Raw genomic sequence first — 23,601 nt, forward strand, 5'->3', positions numbered from 1 at the left:
GCTCCAGATTACACCACGCTTTGTAGAAGACAAAAGCATATTGATATTGTAATCAACTACCAAAAAAGTAGCGATGGGCTGCATCTACTCATGGACTCTACAGGCATGAAGTTTCTAGGTGAGGGCGAATGGAAACGCAAGAAACATGGATCTGAATATCGTCGCCAATGGCGTAAACTTCATATTGGTGTAGATGCTAAAACCCTACAAATACGAGCAGTTCAGCTTACAACCAATAATGTCAGTGATTCACAGGTGCTTGGTGATTTACTTAATCAGATTCCACAAGATGAGCAGATTAACTGTGTTTATACCGATGGAGCTTATGACACCAAGCAATGCCGTCAGGTCATTGCAGATCGGCAAGGGCATGCGGTGATTCCACCTAGAAAAAATGCGAAACAATGGAAAGATACAAAGAGTAGCTCGCTAGAGCGAAATGAATTACTTCGAACAATTAAACGTTTAGGCAGGACACTATGGAAAAAATGGTCAGGCTATCATCGGCGAAGTTTGGTTGAAACTAAGATGCATTGCATCAAATTATTAGGAGATAAACTCAGTGCAAGGAGTTTTGATAGCCAAGTGAATGAGATCCATGCACGTGTAGCAGTGCTTAACAGATTTACGGAATTAGGTCGACCACTTACCCAAGTTACGCCTTAAATTTAGCTCAATTAGGGGCGCTTTGCATTTCAAATCTTTGTGCAACAAAGCCGTGTTAGAGCGAAAAGCGAAACAGATGCTTGAAAATAATCTCTCCATTGGGGACATTAGCCAAGCTTTAGGTTTTAGTGAAGTACGTGAATTTCGTCTGGCATTTAAACGCTGGACAGGCCAAGCGCCGTCTGTTTATAAAAATGTTACCGAATGATCCTAAGCTGATACAGAGGCCTATTTTTTCTGTTTTTATTCGTTCTCTCTTTAAAAGTTGAAGCTAAAATGTGTTCAATTAAAGCAACCAAACTGCTTCGGTCAGCTGCTTAATTTCATCCATATCATGGCTGACATACAGCATCGGGATATGGGTTTCATGTTGGACGGTTTGAAAAAAAGGAAGGATTTCCTGTTTATGTGCAGCGTCTAACGCAGACAATGGTTCATCTAATAATAATAAATTTGGCGAATACAACAGTGCCCGACCTAATGCAACACGCTGCTTTTCACCACCTGAAAGCTTCGTCGGCATACGACTGAGTAAATGGTCGAGTTTAAGCAGTTCAATAATATAATCGGGATCAAAACGTCGGCTTTCAGGCGGAATGCGCTTATAGCCAAACAATAAATTTTGCATCACCGTCATATGTGGAAACAGTTGTGCATCCTGAAAAACTAAACCAACATGACGTTGCTGTACGTTTAAATTGATCTTATTTTGCGCATCGAACCATGTCTGATGATTGATTTTAATCCAGCCATTGACTGGAGTATTAAGTCCTGCAATAGCATGCAAAATACTGGTTTTTCCTGAGCCTGACGCTCCAAATAAACCAACGACAGAATGTTCAGATGAAAATGTCTGATCGAGTTTAAATTTGCCTAAATTTAACTGAATATGACAGTCAATCATCGTCTTAATGCCCCCGTTTGTTTTTCTGATAACGATGGAACCACTGGGCAAACCATAAAGCCAAAAATGCCACAGTTAATGACAGAATAATCAATCGCCAGACCGCTTGTTCTGTGTCGGGTTGCTGCATCAAGCTATACATGGCCAAGGGCAAAGTTCTGGTCTCCCCTGCAATATTACCGACAAAGGTAATAGTTGCGCCAAACTCGCCCAGACTGCGACAAAAACATAAAATTGCCCCCACCAATATGCCACTGCTGGCTAAAGGCAAAGTGACATAAAAAAAAGTGCCCAAGGAGGAAGCACCGAGCGTTTTCGCCGCCATTTCTAGCCGTTGATCCACCAGCTCTATGGCCAAACGAATCGATTGAACCAAGAGTGGAAAGCCCATCACTGCTGAGGCCAAAACTGCGCCTTTCCAATTAAATGCAAAATTGAGTCCAAAGGGCTCAAGATATTTACCCAGTATTCCGTTTCCTCCAAAAACCTGTAACAGCAAATATCCTGGCACTACAGGCGGCAGCACCAAAGGTAGGAAAATAAAGGTTTCAAATAATGATTTGCCAAAAAACTCTTTACGTGCCAAAACCCAACCCACTACCAACGCAGGGATCAGGCTAAATGCCAAACAGGTTGCAGCCACTTGGCAGGATAACTTGAGTACCTCTATTTCTTCAGCCGATAAAGAAAACATCATCACTTGGCAGCAGATAAAACGGTAAAGCCATATTTTTTAAAGACTGCATGTGCTTGTTTACTCTGTACAAACTGATAAAACGCTAGTGCATCTGGATTATTTTTGACAAGACCTAAGGGATAAACAATCGGGGTATGGGTGCTGATAGGGAAAACGCCAACGACGGTGACATCGTTACTAATAGCAGCATCGGTTGCATAGACAATGCCAAGCTGACATTCACCACGTGCGACAAAGTTGAGCGCAGCTCTGACATCTTCAGTTTCAACCAATCTTGGTTCAAGTTTTGACCACCACCCCAATGCGGTCAGTGCTTGTTTCCCGTATTTTCCGACTGGGACACTTTTGGTGTCACCTGTACAAAGCTTGCCTTGAAAAGCGGTAGAAGGATCAAAACTTTTATCCATTTTTATTTTGACGGGCTTAGCTTTTGGCGAAATCAATACAAGACGATTGCCCAATAAATTCACACGTTTATTCGGCACAATTAACTTTTTATTTTGTAGATAATTCATCCACTGTTCATCTGCCGAAATAAAAACATCCGCAGGTGCACCCGCTTCAATTTGCTTAGCCAAAGTCGACGACCCGGCATAAGAGGTTTTCACACGTACTCTTTTTTGTTGTTCAAACATTGCATCGACATCTGCTATAGCATTGGTCAAGCTGGCTGCTGCATAAACGGTAATGGCTTGCTCTGCATGTACCTGTGCCGCAAGAGCCAAACCACAACACAACATCGCATATTGCATGTACTTATTCTTAAAATTAAGCAGCACCATGTTCCCCTTAAGCATTATAAATTGACCGATATGTTTTTAAAAATATATGGATACATAAGCAACGTCAATTCCAGAAACAGATTATTTATCATTCAAGTTAAAGCGTTTGTATCCTAATCACGTGACTGATACTGCTCTTGCTATCGAGTGAGTAGATAAGGAGGTTTTATCAAATAGAGGAAGCTTATACGTGTATGCCATGAATCAATATGAGACGTATTTAGTTGGACTGAATAAGTTATTGTTTCAGGTGTTGAGCGGCTTTGTTGCACAAAGATTTGAAATGCAAAGCACCCCTAATTGAGCTAAATTTAAGGCGTAACTTGGGTAAGTGGTCGACCTAATTCCGTAAATCTGTTAAGGACTGCTACACGTGCATGGATCTCATTCACTTGGCTATCAAAACTCCTTGCACTGAGTTTATCTCCTAATAATTTGATGCAATGCATCTTAGTTTCAACCAAACTTCGCCGATGATAGCCTGACCATTTTTTCCATAGTGTCCTGCCTAAACGTTTAATTGTTCTAAGTAATTCATTTCGCTCTAGCGAGCTACTCTTTGTATCTTTCCATTGTTTCGCATTTTTTCTAGGTGGAATCACCGCATGCCCTTGCCGATCTGCAATGACCTGACGGCATTGCTTGGTGTCATAAGCTCCATCGGTATAAACACAGTTAATCTGCTCATCTTGTGGAATCTGATTAAGTAAATCACCAAGCACCTGTGAATCACTGACATTATTGGTTGTAAGCTGAACTGCTCGTATTTGTAGGGTTTTAGCATCTATACCAATATGAAGTTTACGCCATTGGCGACGATATTCAGATCCATGTTTCTTGCGTTTCCATTCGCCCTCACCTAGAAACTTCATGCCTGTAGAGTCCATGAGTAGATGCAGCCCATCGCTACTTTTTTGGTAGCTGATTACAATATCAATATGCTTTTGTCTTCTACAAAGCGTGGTGTAATCTGGAGCTATCCAATTTAATCCGCAAAGTTTAATCAGACTTTGCACAAAGCCAGTGACCATACGTAAAGACAGACGGAATAAGGATTTAATCATTAAGCAGCATTGGATCGCTGCGTCGGAGTAGGTTTGATTTCGCCCTTGTTTGCCTTTTGATGGCGCATACCATTGCGTAGCAGGATCAAACCAAATGGCAATATTTCCGCGACTCATGAGTGCTCGGTTATATGCGGGCCAATTGGTTGTGCGGTAGATTTTGTGTGTAGGCTTCTTCATTTGAAAATTATATCGCTAAAAAAGCCTTTACAGATAGGTTTGTGCAACAAAGCCCATTGAATCAACTAACCTCTCTATTCACGATCTGATTGACATCTTCAGGATCAACCGCTTGCGCCAAGTTAAAATGTTCAGGGGCTTGACCTGCATGTAAAATCACAGGCACGCTTTTCGACGCCGGTATTTTGGCGTATTTATCATGGCTACTGAGTGCAACCAATGGATTAGTCTCCGGATAATAGGCTGCGAGGCTACCCCGTGGAATGTTATATGGGACGATTCGGAAGCTTTGAACCACACGTTTAACACCGTCCGAATAAATACTTTCGATATCCACCCATTGATCTGCAACAAAACCAGCCGCAGCGATATATTCAAACCGCTTAATTACCCATACACTCGTTAAAGAAACGACTAAAAAGCTTATCTATTGAGTTAACCAACCATTTTTTCCTTTTTGCTTTCACCCATGCCCACATTTTTTCAATAGGATTAAGGTCAGGACTATAAGGTGGTAACCAAAGTATTTGATGCCCATGTTGGCTTAATAGATCTTGTATATCTGGTCGTTTATGGAAGGCTGCATTGTCCATGACAATTACACTATTCGAGGGTAGTTCTGGTAATAAAAACTGATCTACCCAAAAATAAAATACATCCGAATTTACTTTGCTATCAAATAAACCCACTGCAAATAACTTACCCTCATGGATTGCTCCTATTGCATTGGTTTGATTTTTTAATTGCCAATTATATGTTCCATAACAAGGAGTTCCCTGTTTTGAATAACCATGAGGTCTATGTTCATGAGATTTAAATCCACTTTCATCAAGATAGATGATCGGGTGTTGATACCTTAATCGGTTTAAATCTTTTAAATACTGCTCTCTGAGTTCTGTTTTTGCTTTCGGGTGCCGTAAGGTCTTTTTTTAACTGTAATATTTAGACGCTTGAGCGCATCTCCAATTGTAGAAGTAGCACAACCAAAACGAGCAGCGCGTTCATATTGATAATCATCGGGATATTGCTCAACATCTGCACGTAAGGCATCATCATCAACTTTAGATGGTTTTCTTGGTCGAGTTCTTTTTATTTCGATTCGCTTTTTCCATTCGACAATTGTATTTTTATTAATTTCGAAGTGCTGAGCAACCGCTCGGATAGATTGACCTTCTTCAAGCTTGGCTAATATTTTCTTTCTAAAATGTATTGGATAACTCATATCGGTATTGTATTGGTTTTTTGGCGTGCGGACTATATCTTCTGCATTCATAAACAAGACACGGCGCTGACCAAATACCCCACGATAACGGTCATCGAGTCCATACAAGGTTGTGTTGTATTGGTCATGAGAGCGTGTGGTCATTAGGGTATAGACTTTAGCCCCTGTATATTGTTCAGCGTATTTATTCTCTTTATCGGCATACACTTCAGCCAACGGCGTAATTAAAAACTGTGCCTTGCCTGCAGGCGTATTCCATACATGCTGATTGGCAGGATGCTCTAAGTGAAAACCACCCGGCTGATAGACACGTGCATTGAAATCATGGAATTCATCAAAGACCTCTTCAATCGAATCTCGAATACGGTCATAGCTTTCTACATACCATTTCCACCTGATATCACTGTCTGGTAAGACGGCTGCCGCCATACGCGCCACAATGTCAGGCTCTGAAAGTAGATTCTTAGAAGCAGGCTCATTACGCCCTGCTGAAAGATGCACATTACTCATGGAATCTTCAACACTGACTGCCTGTGGCCCATGCTGTTGCATATCAATTTCGGTACGGCCCAAACAAGGTAAAAGTAATGCTTCTTTACCACAAACCAAGTGGCTACGATTCAGCTTCGTTGCAATCTGTACCGTTAAATTACAACGACGTAAGCCTTCTTGTGTATACGGTGTATCTGGGGTGGCAACAGCAAAGTTACCGCCCAAACCAATAAAGACTTTTACATCACCTTCATACATGGCTTTAATGGTATCCACCACCCCAAAACCATGATGTCGTGGTGATTTAATCCCAAAGACACGATCAATATTGTCGAGTAATTTAGGGCTTGGTAATTCATTAATCCCCATAGTTCGGTCGCCTTGCACATTACTGTGCCCGCGAATCGGTGCTAAACCTGCCCCTGGACGACCAATATGCCCTCTTGCCAACATTAAGTTTGCGAGCATATGTACATTCGCAGTCCCGTGTCGATGCTGTGTAATCCCCATACCCCAACAGAAAATGGCCGTTTTGGCATCCAAATACATTTTAGCTAAAGACTCTAAATGCTCAGGGCTAAGTCCCGTATGTGCATGAATATCTGACCACGCAGTACGATCTACTTCTTCCATCATGGCATCGAAACCAACCGTGTTCATTTCGATAAAAGATCGGTCAAAAACGCTCTTTTTCCCTGCTGCCAGTGCTTGAATGTCCCACTCACGTAAATGTTTCAGCATCCCAAACATGAGCGCATAATCACCGCCCACGCTAGGTTGGAAATAATAACGACTAATGGGTGTACTGCCATTGGTCATCATCTCAACAGGCGCTTGAGGATCTTGGAAGCGCTCTAAACCGCGTTCTTTTAAGGGGTTAATTGCAACAATATTGCCACCACGGCGCGACACTTCACGTAAAGTCCCCAACATCCGCGGATGGTTGGTGCCCGGATTATGTCCAAAACTGAAAATCGCATCGGCTATATCAAAATCTTCTAATGTGACTGTGCCCTTACCGAGTCCAATCGAATCCAACAATCCTACACTGGTAGTCTCATGGCACATATTGGAACAGTCTGGGAAATTATTGGTACCAAAAGCACGGACAAAGAGTTGATACAGAAACGCCGCTTCATTACTGGCACGACCCGAAGTATAAAATGCCGCTTGATCTGGATGATCCAAGACATGTAAATGCTTTGCAATTAAGGCAAAAGCATCGTCCCACGAGATGGGCACATATTTATCGGTTGCGCTGTCATAGCGCATTGGGTCGGTTAGACGACCTGAATCTTCAAGCAAGAAATCACTTTGTTCAGACAGCCAACTGACCGTATGGGTCGCAAAAAATTCAGGTGTAATACGTTTTGAAGTGGCTTCAAAGGCAACGGCTTTTGCACCATTTTCACAAAAGTTAAAGGCATGTGCATCTTTCTTTTCAGGCCATGCACATCCTGGGCAGTCAAAACCCGTGGGTTGGTTAATATTGAGAAGCGTAATCGCACCTTTTTTGAAAACTTCCTGTCTCTTTAAGTTTCTTGCAACACTTAACAACGCGCCCCATCCACCCGCAGGATTGGTATAAGGTTCTATTCGTGCATAGCTGGTTTCTTCATCATGCTTTTTATCTTCAGTGTTTTCCATCTCACCGCCCTCTATATCCGTCTTCGGTAAAAAGTTCTGCAATGATCAATTCACTGTTCGCTTTGCTCATACTTGCAAGCGATTTGGATTTCTCATCCCTTTTTTATTGCTCTTTTCTTATTCATCATGCCTGCGTTTCTTGGCACAATTCCAAAAACACTTCTGATCAAAAATATCACCCTTTTGGCATGCAATTTCAATAGATGAATTATTACAAAAGACAATGATTTGATGGATCGTGTTCGAGGAATACCCTCTCATTTTTTGAAAATGAATGAACTAAACAGCTTCAAAACGCCGTTTGATCTTTGAAATAAAACATTTCATACTCTCGTTTATAAAAACTAAATCGTATGTAAATACGAAGTGGAGCGACTATGGACGGTTCGACGACTGCACGCTTATAACATAGGTCAGCGCAACTGATCGATCAATTTGGCCGTCATAAACATAAACTCCGAATCTCACTGACAGATCGTTGTAGTTATTGCATGCCCGATACACCTGAATGGTTGGCCAAAAAAGACATCTTAAGCTTTGAAGAGCTGTTAACCTTTTGTGAAATGATGGTCAGTTTAGGCATTCGGCACATTCGCTTAACAGGTGGAGAGCCTTTGATGCGTCAAGGCGTAGTCAATTTTATTGATGCTTTGAATCGGCTCAAGCCACACGGTTTAGAACGTATTGCCATGACCAGTAATGCGTTCTATTTAAACAAGTATGCACGAGCACTAAAAGAAACAGGACTAGATGATCTTAATATCAGCCTCGATAGCATTCATGCAGACACGTTTATGAACATGACTAAACGTCCGATAGCACCAGTGCTCGAAGGCATCGCAGCAGCTCAACAAGCCCATCTCCCGATAAAATTAAACTGTGTTTTAGTCGCAGGACAAAATGATCATGAAGTGCTTGAAATGACCCAATGGGCTTATCAACAGAAGATCGCATTACGTTTTATTGAATATATGCCCTTAGATCAACCTGAACATTGGAAGGCAGAAAAAGTCATCACTGAAGATGACATTATCCAAAATCTTAAGCCTCATTTTCAGATTAAGAAACAAGCCAGACAACATGACCCTGCAACTATTTATCTGCTTAATGATCAGTATACATTAGGCATTATTTCCACCATCAGTAAACCTTTTTGTCAAAGCTGTGACCGTTTACGTATTACTGCAACGGGAGAGCTTTTTACCTGTTTATTTGCCAATAGGGGAACACCGCTGCATCATTTACTTCAACAAAAAGATCCCGCTTTATTACAAGCCCAGATTCTGAAGGCGGTATGGCATAAAAAAGCGGGGTTTATTGAACATCAACATGCCCCAGCACGCAAAATCAGTATGCATGCCATAGGGGGTTAATTCGCAGGTAAATTTTGAGTTTGTCAGTCATTCGACTGTATCCGCATTTATTTTTGTGTTATCTAAATACGTCATAAACTTTTTCTCTTGATTGAACAGTTTCACTTTAGATCAACACTTCAATGTTTCGGAATACTTTATGAAAAACGTTGGCATGAAGCCAGAAAGCTATCGCGTTGCAACTGCAAGCTCTGAACTGCTTGCCCCTGCACATTGTTTACAACTTCTTGCCGACGGCAATACCGAAAAAGGTGATGCTCTCAAAACAGCCCGAATTGCTGGGATTTTAGCCGCAAAACGTACCGATGAACTGATTCCGCTGTGCCACCCCCTGCCTATTTACCGCGCCGATGTCGATTTTGAACTGCTTGTCGACCGTGTGGTTATTCGTGCAACCGTTGAAACGATTGGGCCGACAGGTGTAGAAATGGAAGCGTTGACCGCTGCCAGTATTGCAGCTCTCACCATTTACGACATGCTCAAACCACATTGCGAACCGCATGAGCTGATCATTCAACAATGTAAACTCGATCTGAAAAAAGGCGGAAAATCACACTTTAAACGTCATTTGCGTCAGCCTGTTTCTGCGGCAGTATTGGTTCTATCAGATACCGTTGCCGCGGGACGTAAACCTGATACTGCTGGTCGCTCCGTCGTCGAGACCTTAACCGAAGCTGGTTTTGATCCAATTCATTATCAAATTTTACCTGACGAAGCCGATCAGTTAAAAGCATTGGTCTTAGAGCTCACTCAATCTTATGCCTGCATTATTACTGTAGGCGGAACAGGCATCGGCAAACGTGACATTACAGTAGACACACTTGAGCCTTTACTTGAACGTGAACTCAATGGCCTGATGGAAGCCGCACGTGCTTTCGGACAAAAACGTACCCCCTATGCTGCGATGTCACGTGGCGTTGCAGGTTTTATCGACCGTTCATTGGTGATTACCCTTCCGGGCAGCCGTGGTGGTGCAAGTGAATCTATGGCAGCCATTTTACCTGCTTTGGTCCATATTTTTGATGTCTGCCGTGATCTACCTCACCCGGGAGGTTATGAATGAGTTGCTCTGGCGTTGGCTTAATTACACTCGATCAAGCTCTTAAACACTATAGCGCTGTCCAAACATTGCCTGTCGTTACTATGCCTTTAGTACAGGCGCATCGGCATGTTTTAGCGGCAGATGTTTTATCAACAGTTGCCTTGCCTCTATTTACCCAAAGTGCGGTTGACGGCTATGCGCTGCGCTCTGAAGACTTGCAAGCTGGAATTACCAGCTTTGAATTGGTTGGTGAAATTCGTGCGGGTGTTGAAGAACATATTGAGATTCAAGCAGGTCAAACCGTTCGTATTTTTACTGGGGGCAAGCTGCCAAACTCAGCAGATACTGTGGCTCGACAGGAAATTATCACGCGTGGCCATAAACAAGCGACTCTAACTCAAGCTTTGGACAAAGGCGCAGACATTCGCTATCAAGGTGAGGAGTTATCCATCGGGACAACACTTGCGCAACAAGGTCAGCGTTTAGGCAGCGGTTTAATTGCGGCACTCAGTATGGCGGGTGTTCAGCATGTCGAGGTTTATCGCCAACCTAAAATTGCAGTGCTTATTACTGGTGATGAAGTCAGTACGCAACTGGACAATCAATCTAAAGTGTTCGATGCCAATGCCCCAATGATCCTCACTTGGCTCAAAGAACAGGGTTTTGCTGAAGTGTATTTAGAGCATGTGATTGATGATGAGAAGATACTCACACAAGCGCTCTCGAATGCCATGAATCATTATGATGTGGTCATTACTACAGGCGGTGTTTCGGTTGGCGATTATGATTTGATTCGACCTGTTTCAATGGCTTTAGGTGCAAAAGAGATTTTCTGGCAAGTTGCACAAAAACCGGGTAAACCGCTGTATTTTGCTGAATATCAAACAGACCATCATCATTCTTATTTGATTGGTTTGCCTGGGAACCCTGCTGCTGTGCTCACCTGTCTTGCTGTACATGTATCGACATTATTGGCTGCTTTACAGGGAGTTACGTCTCCTGCACCTGCTTGGAAAAAAGCTCGCTTCAGCGACAGCATCAAACAAGACAGCCGTGAACAACTGGTTCGAATGGTATTAGATGTCAATGAGTTTGGACAATTAACCGTTTCCAAACTCGGCAAACAACAATCCCACATGCTCAGTAACTTAAATCGAGCCAATAGTATAGTTCGAGTCCCTGCTCGATCTGATGCCCCTGTAACATTGGACTATGTCGATTTCATCTCGATCTAAGAACATCGATTGGATAGTGATACAAACCAAGTGCTTTTTGCACACGGTCTTAAGGCATGAACAGCTTTGTCTTAGACCGTACCCTTGAATATTTAACGAGCATTATTATCCCTACATACGAATGTTAGATCAAAGGCATGCAAAACTACCCAGCAACAGCACTAGTGATTTTAGTGGGTGGGAAAGCCACACGAATGAATGAGCCAATAAGCTTTTACAAAGATTTTAGACTATTGTTTTGATGTACTGCTAAGCATAGCCCCTAAAAAAATGGATTATAGCGGTACAGTATGGAACAAATTGAAACAAGAAAAAGGCAGATAATACAGTATTTATAGGTGTTTGAGGTTATTTTGGTATGTATTGAAATAAGTAAATGGTGCGCTCAGCGGGACTCGAACCCACGCCACAGGCTTCGGAGACCTGTACTCTATCCAGTTGAGCTATGAGCGCGCGAGCACATCATATCAAAAAAAATCACAAGGTAAAGCATCTATATAGCTTAGAGTGATTTTCCTGCTTATGCTTTATACAATGTTCCATATCTGCAACACAGAATTGCGAGTAGATTACTTGGTTTATTAGGCATAATCGCTCACAATAGTGCCACTATTAATCATTCGAGAATTTCATGACTGATGCATTGACGTTAAGAGATTTGTCCAAAACCTATAAAAATGGATTTCAGGCTTTAAAAGGCATCGATTTAACTGTTCCTGAAGGTGAGTTCTATGCCCTTCTTGGACCAAATGGTGCAGGCAAATCTACAACGATTGGTATTATCAGCTCATTGACCAAGAAAACCTCAGGCACTGTCGAAATTTTTGGACATAATCTCGACACACACCCCTCTCAAGCTAAACAATGCTTAGGAGTTGTACCTCAAGAGTTTAACTTCGGTCAGTTTGAAAAAACCTTCGATATTTTAGTCACACAAGCGGGCTATTATGGTATTCCTAAAAAAATTGCGGAAGTTCGTGCCGAAGAATATTTAGAAAAACTCGGCTTATGGGAAAAACACGGTGTTCAAGCCCGTATGCTTTCAGGCGGTATGAAACGTCGCCTGATGATTGCCCGTGCCATGATGCATGAACCGAAACTCCTTATTTTAGATGAACCCACAGCAGGGGTTGATATTGAGCTACGTCGTTCGATGTGGGACTTCCTCACAGAAATGAACAATAAAGGCACATCGATCATTTTAACCACACACTATTTAGAAGAAGCGGAAATGCTGTGTCGTCGAATTGCCATTATTGACCGTGGTGTCATTAAAGAAGACACCAGCATGAAAAATTTCCTCAATCAACTCAATGAGGAAACCTTTATTTTTGATTTGGCCGCACCGATTGAACCGATTCATATCGACATCATTGGGGTTCGTTTCCATTTAGTCGATACCGTGACTTTAGAAGTGACTATGGATAGAGCGCATACTCTCAATGACTTATTTCAATTGCTCGAATCGCAAGGAATCCAAGTTCGTAGTATGCGGAACAAATCTAACCGTTTAGAAGAACTGTTTGTGAAGATGGTCGAAAAAAATCTCGAAGGAACTACGCCATGAACTTAAATCAACTTAGCGTAGCTTTATATACTCTGGTGCATAAAGAAATTCGCCGCTTTATGCGCATCTGGCCGCAAACCTTACTTCCACCTGCCATTACCATGAGTTTGTACTTTGTGATTTTTGGTAATTTGGTCGGCTCTCGTATTGGTGAGATGGGCGGTTTTAGCTATATGCAGTTCATCGTGCCTGGACTAATTATGATGGCTGTGATTACCAACAGTTATGCTAACGTTTCATCGAGCTTTTTTAGTGCCAAATTTCAAAAAAGTATTGAAGAGCTAATCATGAGTCCTGTACCTTTGCATGCCATTTTATGGGGCTTTGTCTTAGGTGGTGTCTGTCGCGGGGTCTTGGTCGGTATTATTGTGACAGCTATGAGTTTATTTTTTACTGACCTTTATATTACCAATTGGTTTGTTACCATTTACACCGTCTTAGTCACCTCGTTCTTATTTTCACTGGGTGGTTTTATCAATGCGGTGTATGCGAAATCTTTTGATGATATCTCCATCATCCCAACATTTGTGCTGACGCCTTTAACTTATTTAGGTGGCGTATTTTATGCCATTTCAGCACTCAGCCCTTTTTGGCAAAATTTATCGTTGATCAATCCGATTGTATATATGGTCAATGCTTTTCGTTTCGGTATCTTAGGTCATAGCGATGTTAACGTCGTCGTCTCCCTATCTGTTATGACCATATGCTGTGCAGTGCTTTATGGCATTGCTTACTATTTACTTTCTCGTGGTTCAGGAATGCGTGAATAATGAGTGTAGAACATTCTCTTTTGGGTAAAGACACCAATTACCCTACAACTTATCAACCCGATATTCTTTTTCCTATCGCCCGTGCCACAGCACGTGAGCACTATGCGCATGTTAAAGGTATTCAACAAGGTAAAGACTGGTGGCATGTTTTTGAAATTTCTTGGTTAAATCACCTTGGTGTTCCGCAAGTTGCCATTGGTCGCATCAGCCTACCGGCCACCTCGCCCAACCTCATTGAGTCAAAGTCATTAAAACTCTACTTTAATAGCATGAACTTTACTCAGTTTGAGTCTAAAGCTGCGTTTAAAGAAACAGTCGAACAGGATTTATCGGCGGCGGCTGGTGCAGATGTGAGTATTGAGTTGTTTCATGTTGATGATGTGCAAGTTAGTCAACCTGAAGGTATCTGTATTGATGAACTGACTCCGACCCAATTGGAAAATCATCCCAATGCAAATCTATTGGCATTAGATGATGCAGCAGAAGATGTTGAAGTACAGATTTACTCGCATTTACTCAGAAGTAACTGTCCAGTCACTGGACAACCTGATTGGGGCACGGTATTTATCCGATATAAAGGTAAAAAGCCTTGTTATAACAGCATACTGGCTTATATTATCTCTTATCGTCAGCACAACGGTTTCCACGAACAATGTGTGGAACAAATATTTGCCGATATTTGGCAAAATTTGAAACCTGAAAAGCTGATGGTGTACGCAGCTTATACACGCCGTGGTGGTTTAGATATTAACCCTTGTCGTGTGTCAGATGTGTCATGGATGCCCCGCCCAATTCGATTGGCGCGACAATAAAATAAAGAACATTGAGGTTAATACACGATGCCATTTTTTGGTTTTATTCCATCGACTGAACTTTTACAGACTATTCAAACTGCACAGCAGAAGAAAGACTCAAGTGAACCTTTATATCCACTTCGAGATAAAACAGCACTACTCATCAATGATGAAATTATTGATGCCATTTTGACTGAGTTAGTTCGCCGTTTTCCACCGAGTGATAAACGTGACACAGCCGAGAAACTGGCTGGCTATATTAAGTCAACAGTTGCGGTTCTGTTGAAGCAGCTTTTAGGCAAATCATCGAATGATGTGGTTCAAGCATCGATTCAGTTTTCTGAAAAAAGCTTGTTTAAAGATGCTGAAGGTCAGTTCCGTGTGGGTGAAGCGTTAGATGCAAGCTTAGTGACCAGCCTCAAATATAACTATGCTGAAATTAAAGCAGGCAATGAAGTAGATAAAGCCGCGTTAACCGAACTGTATAAACAGTTCGCTGAAGCGACTGTACGCCACTTCATGAATGACTTTAATAAAACCCTCGATTTGGGCATGATTAAGCGTAAAGCAGCCGATATCGGTTCTGCTGCTGTCATTAAAGCAGTGCATATTGCTGCCAATAAAATCATCCCCAATTTAACCAAAGATGAACTTTTAGCTTTAGCTGAATATCACGACACCTTATTTCATGCTTAAGTACTAAAAATCTTCGAGACTTTTCAGATCAAAAATGACTCTACGTGTGTAGGGTCATTTTGGTTTCTAAGCTGTAATTTCTTAGTCTTTATATAAAGCTATATAAAGGCCATATATAAGCTGAGACCAGATCTTTTTGTCATTGTCACTAGACCCTAAACACTACAATTTTAATTGCCTCTATATAAGGAAGACTTTTTATATCAGTCAGTAAAACTTGACTTATATAGTCACGTAAATACTCTGCCTAAAAATCTGCGCCATTTTGAATAATCTGTCCTTTATATAGGCTGAGTTTGTCTTTTTTTGTATACCTATTTGCCCGCTTCAGTACAGACAATGTTATCTTAAAGCCTATTCACGATAGACTCCGTTCACAAGAATTTCGACATAACAGAAACGCGAACTATGGGCTTTACCCTATTCGCTTTGCTCCACTGCCAATAACGACTCTGGAAATTAGACTTCTATGTTAAATTTAAACTTTTATAACAAAGTTAAACGTTTACCTTTATTGATTGGCGCTTTGTCGATCACCAGTTTTTGCCAAGCCAACGATTTCGCTTCTCATCCTGACTATTACAGCTTTAAACAAAAAACCATGCAAAATTATGGTCTGTCTGCTGAACAAGTCGATTGGGCGATGAGTGGTTCTAAAAATGTACCCAACATCATCAACATTATGAACCGCCCTGGTGAAAGTAAACCGTGGTACGAATATAAAACCAACTTTATGGCAGAAAGCACCATTCAACGTGGTGTCCGTTTTAAAGCACAGTACGCAGATACTTTAAACCGCGCCGAACAACAATTTGGTGTACCGCAATCAGTCATTCTCGGCATTTTAGGGGTAGAAACAGGTTTTGGGACGAACAAAGGTAATTTTGTCACCCGTGATGCCTTAGCAACTTTAGGTTTTGGTTACGAACGTCGTAAGCAATATTTCCAAGATGAACTCAGTGCTTTAATCGCGTGGAGCTATAAAGATGGCGTACCAACCAACTCGGTCGTTGGTTCATACGCGGGTGCGGTGGGCTACCCACAATTTATGCCTAGCAATATTCCAAAGTTTGGGGTGGATTATGACGGCAATGGTCATGTCGATTTACGAAATTCAGCTGTCGATGCCATCGGCTCGATTGCCAACTATTTAGCAAATCATGGCTGGCAACGTAATCAGCCAATTGGATTCGCAGCACGTTATAGTGGCTCGAATCCTGAAGCGGTCATTGCCAAAGATTTAACTTTACCGACGCCTTATGGTGTTTTAAAAAATCAGGGCATTCAACCGACCAATCCGATTGTCAAAATCGATGATTTAGATATGGTGAATGTGATCCAACTACAGGAAAATTATGGGCAAAGTTATTACATCACTTACCCTAACTTTCAAGTGATTACGACCTATAACAAGAGCCGTATGTATGCGACTGCAGTGTGGCAATTAGGGGCTGAAATTGCTAGCCGATAGGGCTAGCTTTTTACTCAAGCTTGAGATGTCAATAAAAAAATATTTAAAAATGATGTAAATTTCGGCATTTTTCATACCTTGTTACAATATTGGTTATTTTTTAATCAAAAAATGTTCGGTTTATGTAGTTTTTATCATTATTTTAATTAAACACTAGACATGCTTATGACTGCATGAATATTATCCATTTCGTCAAATGTTGTTGCAAAAGTGAATTAACAGGCAAGTTTTTTTATCTTTCAACCACTTAGTTTAAAGAAAAAAGTATTGTCTTTTGGAGTTTATAAATGCAGTCTTCACTTAAATATATACTGGCCATTGCCTCGACCATCGCGCTAAGCCAATCGCAAGCAGAGATGGTTCAGTCATCATTTACCAATGATAACGATAACTCTCGCCTAGCTGCGCGTGTCTTGAATAAAGATGCTCAAGGCTTCAACTCACACTTCTCAAATTTAAATAGCCTTTCAATCACTGAACGTTCAGGTGATAAAATTCGTCGCGAAACAATCGCTGCAAAAATTGAGATCCCTGAAGAAGAGCCTTCAGTGATTGAAAAGTTAAATACTGTTGCATCAAATACAGTCCGTAAGTTTAGTCAAACGGGTATGGCGTCTTGGTATGGTCGTCAGTTCCACGGTCGTAAAACAGCAAGCGGTGAAACATTCGATATGAATGCATTAACTGCAGCTCACCGTAGCTTGCCGCTAAACTGCTTTATTCGTGTAACGAATAAAACCAATGGTAAAAGTGTTGTGGTTAAAGTAAATGACCGCGGCCCATTCCATGGTAACCGCGTACTTGACCTTTCTTATGGTGCTGCTAAGCAACTGGGTATTACCAATGCAGGTACAGCGAAAGTCAGCATTGAACGTATTGATGGGCCAAACTCTTAAGACTCGTCCTTACAACATGCATTTGACAGTAAAGCCACAGTAATGTGGCTTTTTTAATGTCTCATATTTACATAATGCCCAATAGATAGCTCTCCATCACTTGATCCCCTCCCAGATGCTCAGTCTGAATAAAATGAAAAAACTCAATCGATCCGATTTTTTGAAGTGAGTGCGCTCATATTTTTACAGCGGTGGAAGACTAGCAGAATTAAATATTTTCTCGGCTCATTCTTATCTGATCAAAGCCAATTTTCTACCCACCCTGAACTGTAGTTTTATGCATTCGTCAAATTAAAATGATTTTATGAATTACCTAGTAAATTAAGCGCCATTTTTGCGATATTAGATTCACTATTGCCCTGCTTCTTTTATATAATTGAGTCAATTCTATGGACCAAAACTCAAAAGAAAACCTTGTTATTTCTTCTAAGTTCTCAAACCCCACCTCATTTGCTCTATTTTCAACTTTTTTAGTTCCCCAATCAAAGCTACGCCAATTTGATAGACATAGAAAAAATCGCAAATGGTGAGCATTTAGAGCAACACAAATTTAAAAGCAATGAAAAAGATCGGGCTCGCACACTTTTTTATCCTTTTTTCGGTATTTTATGGGCCTATTTGCTGATGAAATGCTAGAAATCGAATAATAGATTCAGACTGTAAAAAAATCCTAAACTCAGCAAAATACTAAGCAATAATTTTCTCGTCAAAAGAGTGATTAACAGCGTAAAAATTACCCCATAAAAATAACTATTTTGAAGTATCCCTTTCCAGTGCCCGCCTTCAAAAAAAACCAGTGGCAAACAAATCGAAATCATCAGACAAGGTGCCGCATATTTCAGCATGCGTGTCGCAAATTTAGGCAGCCGAATTTGAGTTTTAGGCTCTAAAAATAAATACCGATTAAAAAAGGTCACACAGGTCAAACTCAAAACAAATAACCAGGTCATGTTTTAGTCCTCTGCTTGATCAAAGAGCGCAGCAACCCACATCCCACTAAATCCAGCCAGCAAAATAGCTGATCCAAGCTCGAACCAACTCAAAATCGGCACCATGATCGATGAACTCACCACGCCATAAATTGCGGCCTTATTTTGAATCAGCAACACCGCCATAACCAAGAACACCACCACAATTGAAAATTCTAAGTGGAGAGTTGAAAGATCAGGTACTTTATTTGCAAGCAAAATACCCATTAGACTAAACAACACCCAACTGACATAAAAGCTAAATCCTGCACCCAACATATAGGCATAAGACGGCTTTTCCTTCAGCATCGCGGTGGCGTAGAGTTCATCGGTCAGCAAAAAGCCGATGCTCAGTCTTCTTTTGAGTGACCATGGCTTCACCTCCTCTCTTAAACTCAGTGCATAAATAAAGTGCTGACTGGTTAGAAAAAATACGGTGATCAGAATACTCAGTAAAGATGCACCCGTCATGAGCATACTCAAACTGACCAATTGTGCCGCACCTGCAAACACTAACGCTGACATGCCTACAGCTTGTATGACACTCAGGCCCGCATTAATCGCTGCTGAGCCTGCCAATATTCCCCATGGAATAACGGCGACTGAAAGCGGCAACATATCTTGTACACCACGGAAAAAGCTTAAACTTTTTTGTTGGATCAATTGCGACTGCACAGCAGACTCCATTTTTCAATTCGCTAGAGTCAATATGCGGCATACCTTAGATGGCTTTCTTGTATGAAATTGCTGTTATTTTAAATTTTATGTGCCAGATATTGCGCAGGCGTACAACCCAAAGACTTTTTAAAATGACGAGTGTAATGGCTTTGATCGGAGAAACCACAGAGTTGTGCGAATGTCGCAATCTCGCAGCCTTGTTTAAGTAAATATAAAGATTTACGTAATCGAAACTGTACCAACCATGCATGAGGTGGAAGTCCAGTAAACTTTTTAAATTGACGTAATAAATGCCATGGGCTCATCTCGACGACAGCGGCGAGCTCGGCCAGTTGATGCTCTCTTTCAGGTTCCGCAGCAAGTAGTTCTTGTACCAAGACCACTTTACGCTGTGCTTCGGGTAAGTCTTTTAATATTTTTTTAGATTGATTATAACGGCTTAATAAATAAGCCAAAGTTGAAATATATAAGCTTTGTTTAAACAGTGTATTTTTTGGCTGTAACAACAAATCGAACAGCAAATTCAATTGTTTGGCTAGTCCTTCATCATGAACCACAGCTTGCGGAAACCACGGCATAGTCCCTGCTTCATGAAAAAAATCTTGACTCACCTCTTGGATCATTTCAGGAGTCGGATAAATTGCCCGATAACACCACCCAGTTTCAACAGCAGAAGAACCCGTATGTACCTCATCAGCATTCACTAAAATAATGTCGCCTTGCGGTGCAATATGCTGATTTCCTGTACGTAAAAAAGACTGCGCACCTTCATCAATTAAGCCAATGCAATAGCCTTCATGGGTATGTTTTGAAAACTGCGTATGCTGATAGGAGGCTTTTAACATTTCAAGACCGTCAAGTTCTTGAACATGATGGTAATTTACAAATTCACTGGGTCTGATTTCGTGCATGAGTTGGCCTCTCCTGAACACTCAGCATACTGCGATTCAGCAAAACGTATAGAACAAAATTGCTCTACTACTGATAGGTTTTTCCTTGGTGTTTTAACCAACCACCTTCATGGCGCTGTTGTGGATCGTGATGTGTCCAGTGGATCACCCCACCTTTTTCACTATATTCGTATTCACCATTGAAGCCAACGGTATCCCCTTTTTGTAAGCGTTCAATACGGGGTGCTAAATCAATATTATGTGCAACCAAAACCGTCATTGTATTAGGGAGTTCTACAATAAATTTTTGATGACGAGAACCATTATTATCATCTTTAAGCACAGCCACAACACGCCCTTGTGATTGAACTTGAATATTACTTTTCCGGTTTTGAAACGCTTGGGCAATTTTTGCTGTGCCATCAAGTACTTGATTTTGCGGTTGGCTGGTCTGTGTAGAGGGCTCTACCGCGACTGATGGTGTCGATGTTTGTAATTGATTTTCTTGAAGATCGATTCCGAAATATGCAGCAATCAAAAGTACGATCACCGCGCCAATACTCAGGTTGGTTTTGTTGGCCACTTATCTACTTCCTCGTTTTATTTTTATTAATTGTATAAAAAAAGCCCCAAAGGGGCTTTTTTTACTCAAAATAATTTTTCAATTATTTTGCAGCAGCTTGAGCAGCAGCAACTTCTTCAGCGAAAGAAAGTTCAGCTTTTTTCTCAATACCTTCACCCACTTCAAAGCGAGCAAATTGAACAACTGTAGTACCAGTTGCTTTAAGAACGTCCGCAACTTTCTTGTCGTTGTCGATTACGTACATTTGACGATCAAGAGCAACTTCGTTCAAGTATTTCTCAACTGAACCAGTGACCATTTTCTCAACGATGTTTGCAGGCTTACCAGATTCGATTGCTTTAGCTTCAGCAATTTCTTTCTCTTTAGCGATAAGTTCAGCAGATACACCTTCAGCAGAGATAGCAACTGGGTTGAATGCAGCAACGTGCATTGCAATACCTTTACCAGTCGCAGCATCACCTGTGTAAGATACAACAACACCGATTTTTAAACCGTGTTTGTAAACTGCAAGGTTTTCGCCTTCAATGATTTGAGCACGACGAACTTGGATGTTTTCACCGATTTTTTGAACAAGTGCAATACGCGCTTCTTCTACAGTTGCACCATCTTCAAGTTTCAATTCAGCAATTTTAGCAGCATCAGTTTCGCCAGCAGCTAACGCAGCAGCAGCAACTTGAGCAGAGAAACCAGCAAAGTTTTCGTCTTTAGCAACGAAGTCAGTTTGGCAGTTTACTTCTAAAAGAAGCGCTTTGTTACCGTCTTGAGCGATAGTGATTGCGCCATCAGCTGCAATGTTACCCGCTTTTTTAGCCGCTTTAGCTTGACCAGATTTACGAAGGTTATCAATCGCTAATTCGATGTCACCATTCGCTTCTGTTAATGCTTTTTTACATTCCATCATTGCAAGACCAGTACGATCGCGCAATTCTTTAACCATGCTTGCTGTAACTGCAGTCATGTCAATCTCCTAAATACGGTAGAAAATGAATTCTTTTTAGAACAGAAACGGCCCAGAGCTGTCTCTTGGGCCGTCTGCATACATGACGCTTACTTTGCCACCATCACATGTCGCAAAAATGACAAGCTTACGTCAAACGCATTAAGCCTCAGGAGCTTCTTTAGCTTCTTCAACTTTAGCTTGTGCATTTGCTTGTGATTGAGCATATTCTTTACCAGCAAGAATCGCATCAGCCATAGCAGAAGCATACAAAGTAACTGCACGGATCGCATCGTCATTACCCGGAATAACGTAGTCTACGTTGTCTGGGTTAGAGTTTGTATCAACGATACCGATTACAGGAATACCAAGGTTTTTAGCTTCTTTAATTGCAATTGCTTCGTGATCAACGTCGATTACGAATAATGCGTCAGGTAAACCACCCATGTTCTTAACGCCGCCTAAAGCGCGTTCAAGTTTTTCCATCTCACGAGTACGCTCTAAAGCTTCACGTTTAGTAAGCTTAGCGAAAGTACCATCTTGAGATTGAGTTTGAAGGTCTTTAAGACGGTTGATAGATTGGCGAAGTGTTTTCCAGTTCGTCAACATACCACCTAACCAACGGTGATCAACATAAGGTTGACCAGCACGTTGTGCTTGTTCACGGATGATGTTAGAAGCAGCACGTTTCGTACCAACAAACAATACTTTATTCTTTTTGCTAGCAAGGTTGTTAACAAAGTTCAAAGCATCATTTAACGCAGGAACAGTGTGCTCAAGGTTGATGATGTGAATTTTGTTACGCGCACCAAAGATGTATTGACGCATCTTTGGGTTCCAGAAACGTGTTTGGTGACCGAAGTGTGCGCCTGCTTGAAGAAGGTCGCGCATGCTTACGTTGTAATCTGCCATTTTCTTTACCTTAAAGTTTGGGTTAGGCCTCCATATATCCGCATCCTCCACCCTAACGGGCACCCAGAGAAATGTGTCGATATATGTGCGGATTTTATTGCCCCATCGCACAAAGCCCGTGAAATTTATTCACGAAAAAGCATTTGATAAAATGGGCGGCTATTTATACCATAGTCACACACAAATTTCCAAAAGTTTTTAGAGATCATGAACAGTACTTACGAAGCACCCCGTCGACTCATCAAAAGCGCTGAAGACATCGAAAAGATGCGTGTGGCTGGACGACTGGCGGCTGAAGTCTTGGATATGATCAAGCCACATATTAAACCGGGTGTGACTACACTTGAGTTAGATACGATTTGTCACGATTATATTGTCAATAAACAAGACGCGATTCCAGCATGTTTAGGTTACGGTGCAGCACCAGGTCGCCCTGCTTTCCAACATGTGATTTGTACTTCTGTAAACCATGTGGTCTGTCACGGCATTCCTTCAGATGCAAAAGTGTTGAAAAAAGGCGATATTTTAAATATTGATGTGACGGTCATTAAAGATGGTTTCCACGGTGATACCAACATGATGTACATCGTGGGTGGCGAAACTTCTATTCTCGCGAATCGTTTATGTAAAGTGGCACAAGAAGCAATGTACCGCGGAATAGCAACAGTGAAGCCGGGTTCAACCATTGGCGACATTGGTCACGCCATTCAACAATATGTCGAATCGGAACGTTTTGGTGTCGTGCGTGAATACTGTGGTCACGGTATTGGGACTGTGTTCCATGACGAACCTCAAGTCTTACACTATGGTCAACCAAACTCAGGCATGATTTTAGAAGAAGGCATGACCTTTACCATTGAGCCAATGGTCAATGGTGGTGACTGGAAAACTAAATTACTGGGGGATAAATGGACGGTAGTGACCAAAGACCATAGCTTGTCTGCACAGTATGAACATACATTATTAGTCACTAAAAATGGTGTTGAAGTTTTAACTGCACGTCCTGAAGAAGATTTATCACGTTTTCAGTCTTAAATGCTGTCATTGGCATAAAATATGATGCCATCTGTCAAAAAGACCACCTACTGGTGGTCTTTTTTAGGGCTAAGCAAATATTAGATGTGAAATTTATTCT

General features: G+C 41.4%; 21 protein-coding genes, 1 tRNA gene and 5 pseudogenes. 12 read left to right on the top strand and 15 right to left on the bottom strand.

The features are described 5' to 3' along the window. Both MN200_RS11135 and MN200_RS11140 read left to right on the top strand, forming a co-directional pair. Positions 1–666, top strand: a pseudogene (locus tag MN200_RS11135) (IS5 family transposase); the annotation flags it as partial. A 46-nt stretch (positions 667–712) separates the two neighbouring features. Next, a pseudogene (locus MN200_RS11140) lies at positions 713–874 on the top strand (helix-turn-helix domain-containing protein); the annotation flags it as partial. 78 nt (positions 875–952) lie between these two features. On the opposite strand, the gene MN200_RS11145 reads toward MN200_RS11140, so the two are convergent. The 8 genes and pseudogenes from MN200_RS11145 to MN200_RS11180 all read right to left on the bottom strand — a co-directional run. Next, complete coding sequence (locus MN200_RS11145; RefSeq protein ID WP_058869999.1) at positions 953–1,570, bottom strand: ATP-binding cassette domain-containing protein; 618 nt, start codon at positions 1,568–1,570, stop codon at positions 953–955. Between the two features lie 4 nt (positions 1,571–1,574). After that, complete coding sequence (gene modB / locus MN200_RS11150; RefSeq protein WP_010327198.1) at positions 1,575–2,267, bottom strand: molybdate ABC transporter permease subunit; 693 nt, start codon at positions 2,265–2,267, stop codon at positions 1,575–1,577. Beyond that, positions 2,267–3,019: a molybdate ABC transporter substrate-binding protein gene (gene modA, locus MN200_RS11155; protein WP_227509218.1), complete on the bottom strand. Its 753-nt coding sequence runs from the start codon at positions 3,017–3,019 to the stop codon at positions 2,267–2,269. Before modA ends, modB begins: the two co-directional genes overlap by 1 nt. A gap of 341 nt (positions 3,020–3,360) precedes the next feature. Then, complete coding sequence (locus MN200_RS11160; protein ID WP_114392824.1) at positions 3,361–4,293, bottom strand: IS5 family transposase; 933 nt, start codon at positions 4,291–4,293, stop codon at positions 3,361–3,363. Between the two features lie 61 nt (positions 4,294–4,354). Further along, positions 4,355–4,654, bottom strand: a pseudogene (locus MN200_RS11165) (CbbBc protein); the annotation flags it as partial. A 22-nt stretch (positions 4,655–4,676) separates the two neighbouring features. After that, positions 4,677–5,150: pseudogene (locus MN200_RS11170) on the bottom strand (IS630 family transposase); the annotation flags it as partial. Positions 5,151–5,167: 17 nt separating this feature from the next. Beyond that, the gene (locus MN200_RS11175) at positions 5,168–5,515 is read right to left on the bottom strand and encodes an IS630 transposase-related protein (protein ID WP_039890557.1); all 348 of its coding nucleotides are present in this window, start codon (positions 5,513–5,515) and stop codon (positions 5,168–5,170) included. A 45-nt stretch (positions 5,516–5,560) separates the two neighbouring features. Beyond that, positions 5,561–7,654: pseudogene (locus MN200_RS11180) on the bottom strand (FdhF/YdeP family oxidoreductase); the annotation flags it as partial. Positions 7,655–8,076: 422 nt separating this feature from the next. On the opposite strand from MN200_RS11180, the gene moaA reads away from it, so the two are divergent. The 3 genes from moaA to MN200_RS11195 all read left to right on the top strand — a co-directional run bounded on the left by moaA (position 8,077) and on the right by MN200_RS11195 (position 11,304). Further along, positions 8,077–9,027 carry a GTP 3',8-cyclase MoaA gene (moaA, locus tag MN200_RS11185; RefSeq protein ID WP_081313257.1) on the top strand — a complete coding sequence of 317 codons (951 nt, stop codon included), beginning with the start codon at positions 8,077–8,079 and terminating at the stop codon, positions 9,025–9,027. 139 nt (positions 9,028–9,166) lie between these two features. Further along, positions 9,167–10,090: a bifunctional molybdenum cofactor biosynthesis protein MoaC/MoaB gene (gene moaCB / locus MN200_RS11190; RefSeq protein WP_004982494.1), complete on the top strand. Its 924-nt coding sequence runs from the start codon at positions 9,167–9,169 to the stop codon at positions 10,088–10,090. Continuing rightward, on the top strand, positions 10,087–11,304 hold the full coding sequence (locus MN200_RS11195) for a molybdopterin molybdotransferase MoeA (protein WP_058870002.1): 1,218 nt from the start codon (positions 10,087–10,089) through the stop codon (positions 11,302–11,304). The genes moaCB and MN200_RS11195 overlap by 4 nt, the downstream gene beginning before the upstream one ends. 377 nt (positions 11,305–11,681) lie before the next feature. On the opposite strand, the gene MN200_RS11200 is transcribed toward MN200_RS11195, so the two are convergent. Next, a tRNA-Arg gene (locus tag MN200_RS11200) sits at positions 11,682–11,757 on the bottom strand. 178 nt (positions 11,758–11,935) lie between these two features. Here MN200_RS11200 and MN200_RS11205 point away from each other — a divergent pair. From MN200_RS11205 to MN200_RS11230, 6 genes are all read left to right on the top strand, one after another. Continuing rightward, the gene (locus MN200_RS11205) at positions 11,936–12,871 is read left to right on the top strand and encodes an ABC transporter ATP-binding protein (protein ID WP_058870003.1); all 936 of its coding nucleotides are present in this window, start codon (positions 11,936–11,938) and stop codon (positions 12,869–12,871) included. After that, a complete protein-coding gene (locus tag MN200_RS11210) occupies positions 12,868–13,641 on the top strand; it encodes an ABC transporter permease (RefSeq protein WP_004982514.1) in 774 nt (257 codons plus the stop codon). Before MN200_RS11205 ends, MN200_RS11210 begins: the two co-directional genes overlap by 4 nt. Next, on the top strand, positions 13,641–14,453 hold the full coding sequence (gene queF / locus MN200_RS11215) for an NADPH-dependent 7-cyano-7-deazaguanine reductase QueF (RefSeq protein ID WP_058870004.1): 813 nt from the start codon (positions 13,641–13,643) through the stop codon (positions 14,451–14,453). Before MN200_RS11210 ends, queF begins: the two co-directional genes overlap by 1 nt. Positions 14,454–14,480: 27 nt before the next feature. Further along, positions 14,481–15,131, top strand: coding sequence for a hypothetical protein (locus tag MN200_RS11220; RefSeq protein WP_004695843.1), 651 nt, complete (start codon positions 14,481–14,483; stop codon positions 15,129–15,131). A 469-nt stretch (positions 15,132–15,600) separates the two neighbouring features. After that, positions 15,601–16,602: a lytic murein transglycosylase B gene (gene mltB / locus MN200_RS11225; protein WP_058870005.1), complete on the top strand. Its 1,002-nt coding sequence runs from the start codon at positions 15,601–15,603 to the stop codon at positions 16,600–16,602. A 287-nt stretch (positions 16,603–16,889) separates the two neighbouring features. Further along, positions 16,890–17,498 (top strand): septal ring lytic transglycosylase RlpA family protein, encoded by a 609-nt coding sequence (locus MN200_RS11230; protein WP_004695839.1) that lies wholly within the window; start codon positions 16,890–16,892, stop codon positions 17,496–17,498. A 632-nt stretch (positions 17,499–18,130) separates the two neighbouring features. Here MN200_RS11230 and MN200_RS11235 read toward each other — a convergent pair. The 6 genes from MN200_RS11235 to rpsB all read right to left on the bottom strand — a co-directional run bounded on the left by MN200_RS11235 (position 18,131) and on the right by rpsB (position 22,466). Further along, complete coding sequence (locus tag MN200_RS11235; protein WP_058870006.1) at positions 18,131–18,448, bottom strand: AzlD domain-containing protein; 318 nt, start codon at positions 18,446–18,448, stop codon at positions 18,131–18,133. Between the two features lie 3 nt (positions 18,449–18,451). Then, a complete protein-coding gene (locus MN200_RS11240; RefSeq protein WP_058870007.1) occupies positions 18,452–19,153 on the bottom strand; it encodes an AzlC family ABC transporter permease in 702 nt (233 codons plus the stop codon). A 68-nt stretch (positions 19,154–19,221) separates the two neighbouring features. Beyond that, entirely contained in the window at positions 19,222–20,055 is an 834-nt protein-coding gene (locus MN200_RS11245) for an AraC family transcriptional regulator (protein WP_058870008.1), read from the bottom strand. A 67-nt stretch (positions 20,056–20,122) separates the two neighbouring features. After that, entirely contained in the window at positions 20,123–20,617 is a 495-nt protein-coding gene (locus tag MN200_RS11250) for a DUF3465 domain-containing protein (RefSeq protein ID WP_058870009.1), read from the bottom strand. Between the two features lie 82 nt (positions 20,618–20,699). Continuing rightward, positions 20,700–21,575: a translation elongation factor Ts gene (tsf, locus tag MN200_RS11255; protein WP_004695824.1), complete on the bottom strand. Its 876-nt coding sequence runs from the start codon at positions 21,573–21,575 to the stop codon at positions 20,700–20,702. Between the two features lie 141 nt (positions 21,576–21,716). Continuing rightward, positions 21,717–22,466 (bottom strand): 30S ribosomal protein S2, encoded by a 750-nt coding sequence (gene rpsB / locus MN200_RS11260; RefSeq protein ID WP_004982536.1) that lies wholly within the window; start codon positions 22,464–22,466, stop codon positions 21,717–21,719. Positions 22,467–22,673: 207 nt separating this feature from the next. Between rpsB and map the strand changes: the two genes are divergently transcribed. Continuing rightward, positions 22,674–23,501, top strand: coding sequence for a type I methionyl aminopeptidase (map, locus tag MN200_RS11265; RefSeq protein ID WP_004695821.1), 828 nt, complete (start codon positions 22,674–22,676; stop codon positions 23,499–23,501). Positions 23,502–23,601 lie beyond the last annotated feature (100 nt).

The organism is Acinetobacter sp. LUNF3, from assembly GCF_022699605.1.
GTDB lineage: Bacteria > Pseudomonadota > Gammaproteobacteria > Pseudomonadales > Moraxellaceae > Acinetobacter > Acinetobacter johnsonii.

Excerpts from the sequence above, each read along its gene's own strand:
- MN200_RS11145 (WP_058869999.1), bottom strand. The coding sequence starts at position 1,570 with ATGATTGACTGTCATATTCAGTTAAATTTAGGCAAATTTAAACTCGAT.
- modB (WP_010327198.1), bottom strand. The coding sequence starts at position 2,267 with ATGATGTTTTCTTTATCGGCTGAAGAAATAGAGGTACTCAAGTTATCC.
- modA (WP_227509218.1), bottom strand. The coding sequence starts at position 3,019 with ATGCAATATGCGATGTTGTGTTGTGGTTTGGCTCTTGCGGCACAGGTA.
- MN200_RS11160 (WP_114392824.1), bottom strand. The coding sequence starts at position 4,293 with ATGAAGAAGCCTACACACAAAATCTACCGCACAACCAATTGGCCCGCA.
- MN200_RS11175 (WP_039890557.1), bottom strand. The coding sequence starts at position 5,515 with ATGAGTTATCCAATACATTTTAGAAAGAAAATATTAGCCAAGCTTGAA.
- moaCB (WP_004982494.1), top strand. The coding sequence starts at position 9,167 with ATGAAAAACGTTGGCATGAAGCCAGAAAGCTATCGCGTTGCAACTGCA.
- MN200_RS11195 (WP_058870002.1), top strand. The coding sequence starts at position 10,087 with ATGAGTTGCTCTGGCGTTGGCTTAATTACACTCGATCAAGCTCTTAAA.
- MN200_RS11205 (WP_058870003.1), top strand. The coding sequence starts at position 11,936 with ATGACTGATGCATTGACGTTAAGAGATTTGTCCAAAACCTATAAAAAT.
- MN200_RS11210 (WP_004982514.1), top strand. The coding sequence starts at position 12,868 with ATGAACTTAAATCAACTTAGCGTAGCTTTATATACTCTGGTGCATAAA.
- queF (WP_058870004.1), top strand. The coding sequence starts at position 13,641 with ATGAGTGTAGAACATTCTCTTTTGGGTAAAGACACCAATTACCCTACA.
- MN200_RS11220 (WP_004695843.1), top strand. The coding sequence starts at position 14,481 with ATGCCATTTTTTGGTTTTATTCCATCGACTGAACTTTTACAGACTATT.
- mltB (WP_058870005.1), top strand. The coding sequence starts at position 15,601 with ATGTTAAATTTAAACTTTTATAACAAAGTTAAACGTTTACCTTTATTG.
- MN200_RS11230 (WP_004695839.1), top strand. The coding sequence starts at position 16,890 with ATGCAGTCTTCACTTAAATATATACTGGCCATTGCCTCGACCATCGCG.
- MN200_RS11235 (WP_058870006.1), bottom strand. The coding sequence starts at position 18,448 with ATGACCTGGTTATTTGTTTTGAGTTTGACCTGTGTGACCTTTTTTAAT.
- MN200_RS11240 (WP_058870007.1), bottom strand. The coding sequence starts at position 19,153 with ATGGAGTCTGCTGTGCAGTCGCAATTGATCCAACAAAAAAGTTTAAGC.
- MN200_RS11245 (WP_058870008.1), bottom strand. The coding sequence starts at position 20,055 with ATGCACGAAATCAGACCCAGTGAATTTGTAAATTACCATCATGTTCAA.
- tsf (WP_004695824.1), bottom strand. The coding sequence starts at position 21,575 with ATGACTGCAGTTACAGCAAGCATGGTTAAAGAATTGCGCGATCGTACT.
- rpsB (WP_004982536.1), bottom strand. The coding sequence starts at position 22,466 with ATGGCAGATTACAACGTAAGCATGCGCGACCTTCTTCAAGCAGGCGCA.
- map (WP_004695821.1), top strand. The coding sequence starts at position 22,674 with ATGAACAGTACTTACGAAGCACCCCGTCGACTCATCAAAAGCGCTGAA.